We start from the raw sequence: 14,834 nt of genomic DNA, 5'->3' as shown, positions 1-14,834 counted from the left end.
GTCCTGTGGGTTCTGAGAGGGGACGTCCGGTGCCCGCCTGCGCGGCGGGCACCGGACCACGTGGCAGGACGGTCAGTCGAGAAGGTCCGCGTAGAGCACCGTGGACAGGTAGCGCTCACCGAACGACGGGATGATCGTGACGATGAGCTTGCCCGCGTTCTCGGGGCGCTGGGCCAGGAGCGTTGCGGCGTGCAGCGCGGCACCGGAGGAGATGCCGACGAGCAGCCCTTCCTCGGCCGCGGCGCGGCGCGCGACCTTGACGGCCGTCTCGGCGTCGACGTCGATGATCTCGTCGAAGACGGTGGTGTCGAGGATCTCCGGCACGAAGTTCGCGCCGATGCCCTGGATCTTGTGCGGGCCGGGCGCGCCGCCGTTCAGGATCGGCGACTCGGCCGGCTCCACGCCGACGATCTTGATGTTCGGGTTGCGCTCCTTGAGCACCTGGCCGACGCCCGTGATGGTTCCGCCCGTGCCGATGCCTGCGACGAAGATGTCGACCTTGCCGTCGGTGTCGGCCCAGATCTCCTCGGCCGTCGTGCGACGGTGGATCTCGGGGTTGGCCTCGTTGGCGAACTGGCGGGCCAGGATGGCACCCTCGCGCTCGGCGACGATCTCGTCGGCGCGGTTCACGGCCCCCTTCATGCCCTCGGAGCCCGGCGTGAGGATGAGCTCGGCGCCGAACGCGCGCAGCAGGGCGCGGCGCTCCTTGGACATGGTCTCCGGCATGGTCAGCACGACGTCGTAGCCGCGGGCCGCACCGACGAACGCGAGCGCGATGCCCGTGTTGCCGGACGTCGCCTCGACGATGGTGCCGCCGGGCTTGAGGGCACCCGACGCCTCGGCGGCGTCGATGATCGCGACACCGATGCGGTCCTTGACCGAGTTGGCCGGGTTGTAGAACTCCAGCTTGCCGACGACCGTCGCCGGAGCGCCGTCGGTGATCTTGTTGATGCGGACCAGCGGGGTGTTTCCGATGAGCGCAGTCGCGTCGTCGTAGATGCGTGCCATGGTTCCTCTTCGGTCGAGCCGCCGCGGACGCGACGGTGGGTGGGGGACTTCTGAACGTGCTCGTCCGGCAGCACGACGTGCGCCGGGTCCTGCGGTCCGGAGCAGCGGACGACTACGGGATCCGCTGCACGAGGGGGCGAGCGCTGGCGCGTGAGAGGGCCCCGGTCAGGGCGTCCTCGCGCGACGGAGGAACCAGCGCTCTACAGACAGCGACAACAGGTGGGCGCGACGAGGGCGCGCGAGAGGTCGAAGGGGGCGGCAGCTTGCGCGCTCATCGCTTCGTCCTCCATGACCGAACCAGGTCGGTGCAGGCCCCGAGCGAGCGCCCGGGACCGCAATCGGGTTGACGCTAGCGCCAACGTCCCGGCCAGCGCAAAGATGCCCCACCAGGCGGACGGGTCATGGTGCGGGACGCTTCGCGGCGCGCTCGCGGGGTGGGCGCTCCCACGGGGTCGGGCGGCCTGGGCTGTGCAGGACCAACCAGAACAGGACGGCCGCCAGGAGCCACACGAGCAGGCCCACGCGGAGGTTCGTCCCGAGAACCGCCAGCAGGATCGGGACGACGATGCTCGGCAGTCCCCAGCCGAGCATCCAGCGCACGTTCGTGCCGACGAGGACGGCGGTGACGACGCCGATCGTGCAGTAGGCCGCAACGGCCGCGCACATCAGCACCCGTGTCTCGAGGGGCAGCGCCTCGTCGTGGTGCTCGACGGCGACGCCCAGCGCCGCAGCCAGCGCCGCGAGCGTGCCGGTGAGTGCCGCGTGCAGCAGGAGGACGATGCGTGGGGCGACCGTGGCGGCCCGCAGGTTCGGGATGCCGGCCACGCCGTACTGCAGCCCGACCGCCCACACGAGCGCGAGGACGGCGAACGCTCCGAGGGCGGTGACCGCGGTACTGGGCGTCCACGTCTCGAGCCCGGCCACGGCGTCGATGATCTGGATGACGCCTTCACCGAGCACGATGATGACGAAGAGGCCGAGCCGCTCCGAGAGGTGGGCGTCGTCGGTCCGCGCAGGCTGAAGGACGAAAACGGCGTCGCGGTCCCGGCCCCTGCTGCCGTCCCGGCCCTTCCTGCCGTCGCGGCCCCGGGCGAGTCGCTCCTGGGCGCCCTTGAGCGTCAGCTCCGCCGAGCTGAGCAGAAGTGTCGTGAGGTCGATCGCGATGCCGGCGGCCCACAGCCAGTACCTGCCTGGAGCGTCCACCCACAGGGAGACGAGCCACGGGACTGCGCCGAGCCCTTGTTGCGCGAGCGGCCAGTCGAGGACCACCTTTCCGCGCTGCCAGATGCCACTTGCGAACCAGCGCAAGGCCACGTAGGCGATGACGAACGCCGTCGCGTGCGGTCCCCGGATCTGCGGGACCGACGCCGCCATGACCGCGAGGCCGACCATGGCGAAGAGCAGCACGGGTGTCCGCGCGTCGTCGCCGGCGATGTCGCCGTACACGGCGAACCCCGCCCACGTGATCCAGAACGCGAGGAACAGCACGGAGTAGAGCCCCAAGCCGTGCGTGCCGGGGTCGTCCTGCGCCAGGTGCGCCAGCTGGGCGATCCCCGCGACGACGACGAGGTCGAAGAACAGCTCTTTCCAGGTCGCGTGCCGCTCGCTCTCGTGGGCAGCCGCATCGCCCGACGGTGCGGCGGTCTGGGACATGGCGACAGTATGGCGAGCGCACCCGCCGGAATGTCGCCGAGCACCGCCGTGGTCAGCGCGTCGGGAGCCTGTAGCGCCGTCTCCGGGTGGCGCCAGGGATGTCGACGAGGTCCTCGAGCACGCCGCCGCAGCGCTCGATGACGCCGACCGAGGCGATGTTGTCGTCCGCGCACGTGACCAGGGCGCGGTCGATGCCGAGGTCGCGGGCGACGAGCAGACCGGTACGCAGGAGCAGGGTGGCATAACCCTGGCGCCGGAACCCGGGGCGCACGGCGTAGCCGATGTGACCGCCCACCTGGGCGAGACTCTCGGTCAGCTCGTGCCGGACCGAGACCCGCCCCGCCACGTCGCCGTCGAGGACGGCGTACAGGTCCGACCACGGCACGAACCCGGGTGGGAGGCCTTCGCCGGCGCTCAGGCGCGAGACCCGGCGAAGGTAGACGCCCCAGGGCTCACCGGCCTCGAAGAACGGCAGGTAGGTGAAGCCGTCGGCTGCCAGCTCGGCGTGGCCCGCGGTCGCAGACGCCTCGTCGTCGAGGCGCAGGCCACGGAGCTCCACCGTGCGCGAGGGGGTGGTCTCCATCGCCCGATTGTGGTCGCCGAGCCCGCCTGGGCGTAGGCGATATTCAGCTCGTCACGGCTCAGCTGAACACCCGTACTGGACAGGTGCCCGAATATCGTGTAGTGTCTGGTGCGATCGATCTCCCGGTCTGCGTGGCGGTGTCAGCATCCCGTCGCGAACGACCGGCCCGTAAGTGAAACGCGTCGCTACGAGAGTGACTGACGAGCACTGAGCGGGTGGCTGGTCATCGACAGCCTCCAATGGCGCTGGAGGCGGTTCAAGCCGTGCGCAACAAGGACAAGCGGGCGCGGTGGGCGATGGCTCAAAGGTGCTGGACGGACGAGCGGCCCTGGGCCGGCGCGTGACGCAAGTCGCGGAGCCGGACCGGGGCCGTTGTCCATGTCGTACCCGCTCGAGCGACGCCGGCCCGTCGTGGGTGCGGGGCCGAACCCCCAGCGCGCCGACTTCCCAGGGGGCCTGTCCAGGCGATGCTCCCGTCAGGCTGCCGGCGCTGAGATGTTCACGAGCCAGCTGGTGCCGAACTTGTCGACGAGCATCCCGAACGTGTCACCCCAGGGCGCCGTCTCGAGCGGCGCGGTGATCGTGGCGCCCTCGGCGAGCTTGTCCCAGTAGCCGGTGAGCTCGGCGCGGTCCTCGCCGCTCAGGGAGATCGCCACATTGCCGGTCGGCGACCACTCCATGTGCTCAGGGGTGTCCGCGGCCATGAGGACGAGACCGGACGGGCTGGTGATCTGGCCGTGCATGATCAGGTCCGCGTCTGCGGGGGACTGGCTCATCCCGCCCTCGCCGAACGTGCTGGTGACCAGCTCGCCGCCGAGCGCGTTCGCGTAGAACGTGAGCGCCTCCTTGGCGTTCGATCGGAAGTTGAGATACGGGTTCAGGGTGGTGGGCACGGCTCCGTCTCCTTCGTCGGCGATCCGGGTCGGTGATCGACCTGCGCCCTTCACCCTGCCACCTCGCTCCCACATCGCGACGCCGGCGCGGTCCCTCGACGGGCCGGATCAGGGTGTTCGACGGCGACCCGGACGGGACGGGGCACTCGACGCGTGAAGTGGCGGAAGATCGATGATCGACGGCATTTCTGCCACTCGTCTCCGGGTCCGCAGCGGACGACTCTGGCGGTATGGAAATCGTGATGACCGTGCTCGTCGTCCTGCTCCTGCTCGCGCCGCTCGTCGTCCTCGCGCTGCGGACGACCAGGTGGGACCCCGTCAGGCGCCGGTCCGGCTGGACCCTCGCACGACTGGGGGACGGGGACCTGCTGGAGGAGCCCGCTGACGACGACGTGCGTCGGGCGAGCCTCGACCTGGCCGCCGCATCGTCGCACGCGAGCCGCTGAGACGACCGACGTCGTGCCTCCTCGGACGACGTCGGAGGGCTCAGGTCTCGTTCGGGTAGACGACACCGACCTGGCGGCGGATCTCGTCGGCCGTCTCGAGGATCGTGACGGTCTCGTCGAGCGGGAGCAGCGGCGAGTCCGTGCGGCCCTCGGCGGCGTACGTCGCGAGCGCAGCAGCCTGGAAGCACAGGCCCCCGTAGCCGTGGATCCGGTTGGCGTCCCACGTGCCCGCCTGCGTGCCGATCGTCAGTGACACCCCAGCCGGCACGTAGCACCGGTCGTCGACCTCGATCCGACCGAGCGAGCCGTAGACCCGCGCGGTGTGCCCGGAGGCGGTGAGCATCGAGGTGAACACCTGCGCCTGCGCCGGGCCGTACCCTATCTGGGCGCTGACCTGGGCGTCCACACCGGTGGACGTGAGCGATCCGGCCGCCTGCACGCCCGTCGGACGCACGGGCAGGCCCGCCGCGCGAGCGACCGACGAGGCGAACGACAGGGGATAGATGCCCAGGTCCAGCAGCACCCCGCCGGCAAGCGCGGGATCGAGCAGCCGATGCGTTGGGTCCTGGACGGCTCGGACGCCGTAGTCAGCGGTGATCCGGTGCACGTCCCCGAGCAGGCCGTCCTCGAGCACGCGGCGCACGACGTCCGTGTGTGGGAGGTACCGCGTCCACATGGCCTCCATCAGCAGCACGCCTGCGTCTCGCGCCGCCGACACGAGCTCGCGCGCCTCCGCGGCGTTGCGTGTGAATGCCTTCTCGACGAGGACGTGCTTGCCGGCGCGCAGTGCGAGCAGCGCGTGGTCGCGGTGGTGGCTGTGCGGGCTCGCCACGTACACGGCGTCGACGCCGGGATCGTCCACGAGCGCGTCGTAGGACGTGTGCACCCGGTCCATCCCGTGCTCGCGCGCGAACGCCGCAGCGCGCTCCGGCGAGCGTGAGCCGACCGCGACCAGGCCTTGGCGGGTGTGCTCGCGGACCGCAGCAGCCCAGTGTCCGGCGATGTGGCCGGGTGCGAGGACTCCCCAGCGCAGCGGGGGTGCGTCCGCGGGATCGGGTGTTCTCGGCTCGGGCAGCGTCAGGTCCGGCATGGGCACAGCCTGGCACCCGCCCATGCAGCGCCTGGGATGTGCCCGCCGTGCGGCCTCACGAGACGAGCGGCAGGACCAGGCGCGTCTCGTTCTGGTCGGCCTCGGCGACGGCAGAGGGGTCCGTGACGTAGACCTCGAGGAAGTCGCCACGCATGGTCGCGTCCTGCTGCATGGTCCAGGTCCGGAACTCGGCCCATGCTGCCGGCAGGGTGTCGTAGCCGCCGCGGTGGACACCCACCGCAGCGGGACCGCCCGGGAGCTCCACCACCTCGACGCCGCCTGCGAGCGCGCCGACCGCCTGCGCACCGACCCAGAAGCCGGCCGCAAGGTCCACGGAGTCCGTCGGCATGTCGCGGTACCAGCCGAACGCCGGACCGGTGATGGTCAACCCTGCCGCCGCGACCTCCTGGAGCGCCGCTCGGTAGGCCCGGTCGTAGAAGGCCACCAGTGCGTCCATGGCGACGCGTTCGCGAAGGACGGCGACGAGCACGGTCGGCTGTTCTTCCAGGGTGATGTCCAACGTGAGCTCCTTCTGTCGATCGGCGAGCGTCAGGTGGCGCGGCGCGTGAGCCGCACGACCGGGATGGTCCGCGTCGTGCGCTGCTCGTAGGACCGGAATCCTTCCGACCGGGCGGTGAACCGTGCCCAGGCCGCATCACGTTCGGCACCGGTGAGCTGCGTCGCGTGGACAGCCACGGTGCCGTCGTCGGGCGTCTCGATCTCGACGTCGGGATGAGCGAGCAGGTTGTGGAACCACGCGGGATTCTGCGGTGCGCCGCCCTTCGACGCGGCGACGAGCCACGCGTCGTCGTCCGCGATCGCGGCCACGGGGCTCACCCGCTCGATGCCGGTCTTGGCGCCGCTGTGGTGGAGCAGCACGAGGCCCTTGCCGAACCCGTTCGTGTGGACGAACCCGCCGTTCGAGCGGAACTCGTCGATGATCTGCTGGTTCCAGTCGCTCATGCGACCAGTGTCACCCCACGGGTGCCGGGTCTCACCGACTGTCCAATGCTCGACGTCACCACCGCGGCGGCCGGCCGGCGAGCCCGACTCGCAGAGGACACTATGGCCATGACTCCTTCCGGCCCACGAGCCCGGCGCACTCTCCGAGACCGTGCGTCGTTCATGGCGGCATGCGCGCTGGTGGTCGCCGCTCTTGCCGGGTGTGACGCCTCGTCACCTGGACCTGCGCCGACGTCGACTGGAGCACCGTCCGCTGCCGCTGCTCCGACGACGGCCGCCTGCGAGATCAGCTACGTCGTCACGAGCCAGTGGGCCGATGGCTTCACCGCGAACGTGAACGTCCTCAACCCTGGTCCGGTCCTGGCGGGATGGACGGTGACCTGGGAGTTCAGCGCCGGGCAGCGCGTCACCGAGCTGTGGGACGGGATGGTTGCCCAGGCGGGCAGTGCCGTGACCGTCACGAACATGCCGTACAACGCGGACGTCGGTGCGGGCCAGACGATCAGCTTCGGGTTCACCGGCACCTGGGCCGGCTCGAACCCGCAGCCGGACGACTTCCGTGTCAACGAGACAGCGTGTTCCGCGGCAGGCACCGAGCCGGTCGCTGGGGCCGGCAGCACCCCCTCCACAGACCCGGACAGCGACCCGGCGACGGCCGTGGAGTTCTTCACCGACCCGCAGACGCAGGCGTACCAGGCGTACGACGCGTCCACCGGGGAAACGCGCGCCATCGTCGGCAAGATCGCGACGACTCCGACCGCCCACTGGGTGGGTTCGTGGCTGTCGCCGTCGCAAGCCAGCACGGACGTCCGTGACTACACGACTAGGGCAGGGGCCGCCGGCAGCGCAGGAGTTCTCGTGGTGTACGCGATCCCGGGCAGGGACTGTGGCGCGTACTCGGCGGGCGGTGTGTCCACGAGCGAGTACGCGCAGTGGATCGACCAGGCGGCCGCCGGGATCGAGGGGCAGCCGTGGGTGATCCTGGAGCCCGACGCGCTCGCGCAGCTCGGCGACTGCGCCGGGCAGGGGGATCGGGTCGGGTACCTGCAGTACGCGGCGAGGTCGTTGACCGCCGCGGGTGCCCGGGTCTACCTGGACATCGGCCACGACGCGTGGCTGTCGGTCGACGACGCCGTCGCCCGGCTGAGCCAGGTCGGGTTCGCGGACGCGGCCGGCTTCGCGCTGAACACGTCGAACTTCCACGCGACGGCGGACGAGCAGGCGTACGGCGAAGCGATCTCGGCGAGACTGGGCGGTCGCCCGTACGTCATCGACACGTCCCGCAACGGGAACGGGTCCAACGGCGAGTGGTGCAACCCGCCCGGACGCGCACTGGGCGCCCGACCCGACCTGGTCCAGGACGCGACCGGACTGGACGCGTTCTTGTGGGTCAAGCCGCCGGGGGAGTCCGACGGCACGTGCAACGGCGGCCCGCCCGCGGGTCAGTGGTGGCAGGACGGTGCCCTCGAGCTCGCCCGAAACGCGCACTGGTAGGAGGCTGCGAGCCCTTGACGAGGTCCATCGTTCGTCCTGTTGTTCGGACGTGGCGAGATCATCGTCTCCGAGACTGACCCAGAGGGCCTCAACGGGTCGAGGCGTCGCAGAGTCAGGCTGGGGCGTCCAGACGGTCGACGACGGCGGCGTCGAGCGACAGCCTCGCGCCGGCGACGGCCTCCTCGACCTGCTCGACTCGTGTCGCGCCGACGATCGGGACGACCCCGTGCGCGACGAGCCAGGCGAGGACGACCTGGTTCGCGGAGACGCCGAGCTCGTCCGCGACCTCGTTCAGCACGGCGAGCCGGGCCGTCGTGCCGGGGTGCTCGAAGATCCGCTGCAGCGGCTTGTCGGGCCGCGTGTACGCCCCGAACATCAACGTGTTGTACGCCCACAGCGTCAGGTCACCCTCGGCCGCCAGGTAGTCGAACGTCTCGCCCGTCGCGAGCGTGTGACCGCCCTCCGGCAGCGCCACGCCCGGTCGTGGCTGCAGGTAGGTGTGGCGCAGCTGCACGTGCGTGAACGGTGCGACGCCCAGGTCGCGCGCGATCCGGCGGGCGCGTTCGAGGCGCCACATGGCGTGGTTGCTCGCGCCGAGGACGCGCACCGTGCCGTCCGCGACGAGCGCGCCGAACGCCGTGACAGTCTCCTCGAGAGGGACGCTCCGGTCCTCGACGTGCGCCCAGAACACGTCGACCCGGTCGGTCTGCAGCCGTCGCAGGCTGCCCTCCGCCGCAGACCGGATCGCGCTCGCCGACAGGCCCTCGACGTCGTCGAGCGTCCGGTCGCCCGGGGTGCGGGGACGCGCGCCGACCTTGGTCGAGAGAACCACGGCGTCCCGGTTCCTGCGTGCCGCGAGCCAGCGGCCGATCGTCGCCTCGCTCTCGTCACCCGTGCACCCGTCCTGCCAGAACGGATAGTTGTCGGCCGTGTCGACCCGGGTGCCACCCAGCTCGACGAACCGATCGAGGATCCGGAAGGAGTCCCGCTCCTCCACCGTGGTGCCCAGCGGGATGGTGCCCAGTGCCAGCCGTAGTTCCGTCATGGCGACACCCTGCATCTTCGAGCGCGCTCGAACGCAAGCACTGCCGTCGTTCCGGGTGGCAGCGGGGTACCGACGCGACCTCGCCCGTACTGCGACGGGCTGTCGTCATCATCAGGCCTCAGGCGTGACGTCCACGGTTCGAGCGGGCGACGCGGCGACGTCGTTCGTCACCGCGCCGGTGGTGAGCTCCTCGCCGCGCTTCTCGTCCGCGTAGACCATGACGGTCGAGCCGGCGAGTGCGAGGACGATCCCGAGCGTCTGGAACGCGGACGGCAAGGTCTGGTAGATGAGCAGCGACAGGATGATCGTGAGCACCGGGGCGAGGGCGTTGGTGACCGGCGCCACGATCGACGCCTTCCCACGGCTCAGGGCCATGACGAGGAAGAGCGCCCCTGCTGCGTTGAGGACCTGGGTGGCCGCGGTCAACGCCGGCGCCTGCCACGGGTACCCGCCAGGCAGCCCGCCCATCATGAGGATGGCCACCGGTACCAGAGCCAGGCCGCTGATCGTCATCCAGGCAAAGGTCGTGGCGTCGTTGACCCCGACCGTGGCTGCCTTGCGCATGAAGTAGGCCTGGACGCCCCACGCGATGCAGATCAGCACCGCCAGGAGGATGTACGGTCCCGCCGCGACCTCGGAGTCTCCCGAGGAGATCGAGAAGGCGACGATGGCGACGAGTGCCATCGCGATGCCGAGAGCGGTGAGGCGGTTGATGCGCTCGCGCAGGATGAGCACCGCCATGAGGACGGTGATTGCCGGCGACAGGGCGATGATCGGGAAGATGATGTAGGCGGGCCCCATGGTCAGCGCCTTGAACAGCAACAGCTGCCCGCCGGCTCCGGTGAGGCCGATGAGCAGGCCGTACCTCATCGCGACGCCGCTGCGGTCGAAGGTCCGTCCGCGCATCGAGAAGTACGCCGGGATGAGCATCGTGAAGGCCCAGACGATGTAGATCATCTCGTCGGGATAGCCGTATCTCACTGTCGGCTGGCTCGAGAACGCGCCCCAGACCCCCCAGAACAGGACGAGGAGAGCCGCGTAGGGGATCCAGCTGGTGGTGCCACGTCGGAGCAGGGCCATGTTGCCGTTGGAGCTCATGAGGGGAGACCTTCCGAGGTGGGGGCGGGGGACTGGAGGCGCCGAAGCTGCTCTGCGTCGAACTGACGCCCCGCCAGGCGCGCCGCGTAGACGGCGGCACCGACGTGCGGCGGCAGGAGGGGGAGGCGGACCTCGTACGAGCGGGGTGCGGTGCGCACGTGCTCGGTGAAGGACTCGAGGACCAGCGGAGCGGTGAACATGCCGCCCGAGTAGGAGACCGGGATCGCGTCCTCCGCGTCGAAGCCGAGGGCGTCGGCCACGACGTCGACCAGCAGAGCGAGCTCGCGTCCGGCGGTCCGCAAGATCTCGGTCGCCGTCGCGTCACCGTCGTGCGAAGCCCGCGCGACGGCGTGGCTCACCGCAGCGATCTTGGCGCGGTCGCCGTGCCACCGGTTCAGCGCGATGTCGACCACGTCGAGGTCGGTCGTGAGGTCGAGCGCCTGCCGGACCGCGTCGACGAGTGGGCCTGGGGGCAGCCGGCCGTCGCTCATGCGCGTGAAGGCGTTCAGCCCTTGGATGGCGACCCAGTAGCCGGACCCCTCGTCGCCGAACAGCTCGCCCCACCCGCCGGCACGCCAGCTGGCGCCGCCCCGCTCGCCGTAGGCGATGGACCCGGTCCCGGAGACGACGTTGATCCCGTCTCCACCGCCGAGCGAGCCGGCCCAGCCGCAGACCATGTCGTTGCCGCAGGCGTGGAGTCCGTCTCCGAGCGCACGCCCGAGGATGGCGTCCAGCTCGGGCAGGTCGGCGCTGACCTCGCCGTAGCACGGGATGCCGACGAAGGACGAGGTCAAGGTGCCGACGGAGGTCCTGGCGGTCTCGCACACCTCCGCGACGCCTGCTCGCAGCACCTTCTCGACGAGCTCGATGCCGTCGGTGAAGTAGTACATGCTCGCCTGACGGCTCTCCGCGACGACCACACCGTCGTCGTCGAGCAGGCAGAACGCTGTCTTGGTGCCCCCACCGTCGACGCCGAGATACATGTCACTCTCCCTTGAGACCGGTGTACGGATGGATGACCACGCCTTGGACGACGCGGTTGACCTCGCCGCCGGGAAAGGGGTTGTCCGGGCTCAGCCCTTCGGCGAGCGATGCGGTCAGCGCGAAGGTCTGGGCGAAGAGGGCCGCCGGTAGTCCCCACTCGGCGTCGGGCAGGCCGGCGACGCCCGGCACCGTCCAGGTGGCGACAGGTAGGTCGACGTCGCCCGTGCCCTCGATGACGACCACCCTGTCGAGACCGAGGCCGGTCCAGAGCTCGCGGGCGAGATCGAGGTCGTACCGCCGGGTGTAGGGGTCGTTCGAGAGGTAGACCATCGCGACCGTGGTGGCGTCGAGCGCCGACTTGGGTCCGTGCCGGAAGGCCATCGGCGAGTCTGCCAGGGCGAGGATCCGGCCCGCGGTGAGTTCCAGGCACTTGAGAGCGCCCTCGTGAGCGAGGCCCTGGAGAGCCCCTGACCCCAGGTGCACCACCCGGCGCGGGTGCAGCGCGACGACCGGGCCGACCGCCTCCTCGACGACAGCACGGACCGCGTCGCCTGCGGCGGCGAGCACGGTGGCGTCCACGGTCGAGCCGAAAACGAGCAGCGTGCCCAGCGCCATCCCGGTGAACGACGACGTCATCGCGAAGCCTTCGTCGTTGGCCACCGCTGGCAGCGTCAGGACGAACGAGTCGGAGCGGCCCGCGCAGTGTCGCGCCAGCGCTCCGTCGGCGTTGCAGGTGATGACGAGGTGCCGGACCGCGCCAGCGACCCGGTCGGCGAGCTGGACGGCCGCCACGGACTCGGGGCTGTCGCCGCTGCGGGCGAAGGACACCAGGAGGACCGGCCGATCGGAGGGGACGGCGGTGGCCGGCGCGGCCACGATGTCCGTCGTGGGGACCGCCGTCGTGGTCCGCCCGGCGTACCGCGCCACCTCCGAGGCGACAAGCTCCCCGATGAACGATGACGTCCCCGCGCCCGCCAGAAGGATGACCGATCGGGGGTCGGCCGTCGCGTCGGCCAGGAAGCGGTCGAGTGCCTCGCGTCGCTCGGTGACAAGGGCGGAGATCTCCCGCCACACGCGGGGCTGCTGCGCGATCTCCGTACCGGTCTGGCACGAGTCCAGCGCCGCACTCGTCTGCGTGCTCATCGATGTCTCCTTGGATCGTGTTCCCGGACCGTAAGCGGTCACGCACTGGACTGTCAACAGTATGTAACTGGTATTAAACTGGACCCAGCGGCGACTGGTATTCTGCTGGTCATGTCACTTGAGCGGGATCACGCTCTGTTCGGAGCCGACGAGCGCCCCCTGTACGAGCGACTGGCCGACGAGATCCGGGCCGAGCTCGAGCGCGACGCCACGGCGGGTGGGGCCCGGCTTCCCTCGGAACGGCGCCTCGTGGAGCGCTTCGGCGTCTCCCGCGTCACGGTGCGCAAGGCGCTGAACGAGCTCAAGTCCCAGGGCGTGCTCGTCTCGTTGCCCGCGCGAGGATGGGCCGTCGCGCCGGGGGCCCTGGAGGGCGCCGGACGCCTCGGCCGGGACCACGTCCAGGGCTTCGCCGACCTTGCCGCCGCCCGGGGACTGCGGATGCGCAGCCGAGTGCTGGAGACCACGACCCGCCCGGCGACCGTGAAGGAAGCTGAAGCCCTACGTGCGGCTCCGGGCACCGCGCTGTTCGAGATGCGCCGGGTTCGCTACCTCAACGATCTGGCAGTGGCGGTCGAGCACAACCGCCTACCGCTGGACCTCGCGCCGACGCTGGTCGAGGCCGACTTCGCCGAGGCATCTCTGTACGGGCTGCTGCGGGCGGCGGACCCGCCGCAGGTGCCGCGCTACGCGGACTACTCCGTCGAGGCGCGCAACCCCACAGACGAGGAGCGGAAGCTGCTGGAGATCGACGGGGCCGTCCCGATCCTCTTCGCCACGCAGCTGACCTTCAACCAGCACAACGTACCCATCGAGCTCACCGACCAGGCCTACAGGGGGGACCGGTACACGTTCCACGCGTCCATCACGGACTGAGCGCCCACGCCGCTGGTTGAGTCCCGCGAGCGGTTCCGATCCCGCTCCGCCGGCCGGCGACGAACGCTCGCAGGTGATCCGGGCATCCCCGTCGGCACCCGCGGTGCGTGGTCAGAACGGGTGCAGGAGCCGGCGTAGGAACTGCTGGGTCCGCTCGTGCTGCGGATCGCGCAGCAGCTGGTCGGGGTGCCCGCGCTCGACGACGGTGCCCGCGTCGATGAACGCCACCTCGTGGGCGACCTCGCGGGCGAACTGCAGCTCGTGGGTCACGATCACCATGGTCCACCCCTCCACCGCGAGCTCCTTGATGAGCGTGAGCACGTCGCCGACGAGCTCCGGGTCCAGGGCCGAGGTCGGCTCGTCGAACAGGAGCAGGCGAGGGCGCAGCGCGAGAGCCCTGACGATGCCGACCCGCTGCTGCTGCCCGCCGGACAGCTCGAACGGGTAAGTGTCGCGCTTGTCGGACAGGCCCACTCGCTCCAGCAGCTCGAGCGCCTCGGCCCGAACCTCCGCCTCGGGCCGGCGTTGCACGATCCGCGGTCCCTCGACGATGTTCTGGAGAGCCGTCTTGTGGGGGAAGAGGTTGTAGTGCTGGAACACCATCGCGGACTCGTCCCGCAGCGCGGACAGCTGGGCCTTGGACGGTGGGACGCCGAAGTCCACGGTCGACGCGCCCTCGATGGTGATCGTCCCGCCGTCGGCCACCTCGAGCCCGTTCAGGCACCGCAGAGCCGTCGTCTTGCCCGAACCCGACGGCCCGATGATGGCGAGCACCTGGCCCGCGGCGACCGACAGGTCCACCGAGCGCAGCACCTCGTTCGAGCCGAAGCTCTTGCGGAGCCCGACGACGTCGAGCAGCGGGGCGCCCGCGGGGACCGTGGGTTCAGTGGGCGACATACCTGTCCAATCGCGTCTCCAGCCGGCCCTGGCCCGACGACAGCACCAGGCAGATCAGCCAGTAGATGAGCGCGGCCTCGACGTACAGCAGCATGAACTCCTGGCTGAAGGCCGCGATCCGCTGCGCCTCACGGAACAGCTCCGTGACCAGGATGAGCGACGCCAGGGAGGTGTCCTTGACCAGGCTGATGAACGTGTTGGACAGCGGCGGCACGGACACGCGCGCGGCCTGCGGCAGGATGATCCGCTTCAGCGCCGTGGAGCGGGACATGCCGATCATGTACGCCGCCTCCCACTGGCCCTTGGGCACCGACAGGATGGCCGCACGGATGACCTCCGCGGCGTAACCGCCGACGTTGAGCGTGAACGCGAGGATCGCGCACGGCCACGGAGAGATGACCACACCGATCGACGGCAGGCCGTAGAAGATCACGAACAGCTGGACCAGCAGGGGTGTGCCGCGGATCACCGAGATGTAGACGCGAGCCACACCCGAGACCCACGGCCGGCTCGACAGCCGCATGAGCGCGAGCACCAGGGCGAGCACGAGACCCAAGACGAACGAGATGACCGCGAGCGGGATGGTGGCGGTGACCGCCGCCACGATCAGCGGCCGCAGGGAGCTGACGAACAGCTCCACGGAGGTCTCGTCCATCAGCACCGC

Annotated in this window: 16 protein-coding genes; 3 read left to right on the top strand and 13 right to left on the bottom strand. The window is 70.5% G+C overall.

Going from position 1 to position 14,834, the window contains the following annotated elements:
• Positions 1-72: 72 nt before the first annotated feature.
• From cysK to N553_RS0114410, 4 genes are all read right to left on the bottom strand, one after another.
• Positions 73-1,008, bottom strand: coding sequence for a cysteine synthase A (cysK, locus tag N553_RS0114430; protein ID WP_028047122.1), 936 nt, complete (start codon positions 1,006-1,008; stop codon positions 73-75).
• A 399-nt stretch (positions 1,009-1,407) separates the two neighbouring features.
• Positions 1,408-2,661 carry a low temperature requirement protein A gene (locus N553_RS22840; RefSeq protein WP_051640190.1) on the bottom strand — a complete coding sequence of 418 codons (1,254 nt, stop codon included), beginning with the start codon at positions 2,659-2,661 and terminating at the stop codon, positions 1,408-1,410.
• 52 nt (positions 2,662-2,713) lie between these two features.
• Positions 2,714-3,244 (bottom strand): GNAT family N-acetyltransferase, encoded by a 531-nt coding sequence (locus tag N553_RS0114420; protein ID WP_034622536.1) that lies wholly within the window; start codon positions 3,242-3,244, stop codon positions 2,714-2,716.
• 476 nt (positions 3,245-3,720) lie between these two features.
• On the bottom strand, positions 3,721-4,137 hold the full coding sequence (locus tag N553_RS0114410) for a VOC family protein (protein ID WP_028047120.1): 417 nt from the start codon (positions 4,135-4,137) through the stop codon (positions 3,721-3,723).
• Between the two features lie 230 nt (positions 4,138-4,367).
• On the opposite strand from N553_RS0114410, the gene N553_RS0114405 reads away from it, so the two are divergent.
• Positions 4,368-4,583: a hypothetical protein gene (locus N553_RS0114405; RefSeq protein ID WP_156043852.1), complete on the top strand. Its 216-nt coding sequence runs from the start codon at positions 4,368-4,370 to the stop codon at positions 4,581-4,583.
• 40 nt (positions 4,584-4,623) lie between these two features.
• On the opposite strand, the gene N553_RS0114400 is transcribed toward N553_RS0114405, so the two are convergent.
• From N553_RS0114400 to N553_RS0114390, 3 genes are read right to left on the bottom strand one after another with little or no spacing between them, the layout of a single operon-like run.
• Entirely contained in the window at positions 4,624-5,673 is a 1,050-nt protein-coding gene (locus tag N553_RS0114400) for a Gfo/Idh/MocA family protein (protein WP_028047118.1), read from the bottom strand.
• A 55-nt stretch (positions 5,674-5,728) separates the two neighbouring features.
• A complete protein-coding gene (locus tag N553_RS0114395; RefSeq protein ID WP_028047117.1) occupies positions 5,729-6,193 on the bottom strand; it encodes a GyrI-like domain-containing protein in 465 nt (154 codons plus the stop codon).
• A 29-nt stretch (positions 6,194-6,222) separates the two neighbouring features.
• Positions 6,223-6,636: a nitroreductase/quinone reductase family protein gene (locus N553_RS0114390; RefSeq protein ID WP_028047116.1), complete on the bottom strand. Its 414-nt coding sequence runs from the start codon at positions 6,634-6,636 to the stop codon at positions 6,223-6,225.
• A 108-nt stretch (positions 6,637-6,744) separates the two neighbouring features.
• On the opposite strand from N553_RS0114390, the gene N553_RS0114385 reads away from it, so the two are divergent.
• Complete coding sequence (locus N553_RS0114385) at positions 6,745-8,130, top strand: glycoside hydrolase family 6 protein (protein WP_034622700.1); 1,386 nt, start codon at positions 6,745-6,747, stop codon at positions 8,128-8,130.
• A 112-nt stretch (positions 8,131-8,242) separates the two neighbouring features.
• Here N553_RS0114385 and N553_RS0114380 read toward each other — a convergent pair whose 3' ends face one another.
• The 4 genes from N553_RS0114380 to N553_RS0114365 all read right to left on the bottom strand — a co-directional run bounded on the left by N553_RS0114380 (position 8,243) and on the right by N553_RS0114365 (position 12,400).
• The gene (locus N553_RS0114380) at positions 8,243-9,175 is read right to left on the bottom strand and encodes an aldo/keto reductase (protein ID WP_028047114.1); all 933 of its coding nucleotides are present in this window, start codon (positions 9,173-9,175) and stop codon (positions 8,243-8,245) included.
• 111 nt (positions 9,176-9,286) lie between these two features.
• The gene (locus N553_RS22835; protein ID WP_197030089.1) at positions 9,287-10,273 is read right to left on the bottom strand and encodes a DMT family transporter; all 987 of its coding nucleotides are present in this window, start codon (positions 10,271-10,273) and stop codon (positions 9,287-9,289) included.
• Positions 10,270-11,256, bottom strand: coding sequence for an N-acetylglucosamine kinase (locus N553_RS0114370; RefSeq protein ID WP_028047113.1), 987 nt, complete (start codon positions 11,254-11,256; stop codon positions 10,270-10,272). Before N553_RS0114370 ends, N553_RS22835 begins: the two co-directional genes overlap by 4 nt.
• A 1-nt stretch (position 11,257) precedes the next feature.
• Complete coding sequence (locus N553_RS0114365; protein ID WP_028047112.1) at positions 11,258-12,400, bottom strand: SIS domain-containing protein; 1,143 nt, start codon at positions 12,398-12,400, stop codon at positions 11,258-11,260.
• A 111-nt stretch (positions 12,401-12,511) separates the two neighbouring features.
• Here N553_RS0114365 and N553_RS0114360 point away from each other — a divergent pair, with 111 nt between their 5' ends.
• Positions 12,512-13,273: a GntR family transcriptional regulator gene (locus tag N553_RS0114360; RefSeq protein WP_081844611.1), complete on the top strand. Its 762-nt coding sequence runs from the start codon at positions 12,512-12,514 to the stop codon at positions 13,271-13,273.
• A 111-nt stretch (positions 13,274-13,384) separates the two neighbouring features.
• Here N553_RS0114360 and N553_RS0114355 read toward each other — a convergent pair whose 3' ends face one another.
• Positions 13,385-14,170 carry an amino acid ABC transporter ATP-binding protein gene (locus N553_RS0114355; RefSeq protein ID WP_028047110.1) on the bottom strand — a complete coding sequence of 262 codons (786 nt, stop codon included), beginning with the start codon at positions 14,168-14,170 and terminating at the stop codon, positions 13,385-13,387.
• Positions 14,157-14,825, bottom strand: coding sequence for an amino acid ABC transporter permease (locus N553_RS0114350; RefSeq protein ID WP_028047109.1), 669 nt, complete (start codon positions 14,823-14,825; stop codon positions 14,157-14,159). Before N553_RS0114350 ends, N553_RS0114355 begins: the two co-directional genes overlap by 14 nt.
• Between the last annotated feature and the right edge of the window lie 9 nt (positions 14,826-14,834).

The sequence above is a fragment of the Cellulomonas sp. URHE0023 genome (assembly GCF_000688475.1).
Taxonomy (GTDB): Bacteria; Actinomycetota; Actinomycetes; order Actinomycetales; family Cellulomonadaceae; genus Cellulomonas.
This window is presented reverse-complemented; position numbering and strand designations above follow the sequence as displayed.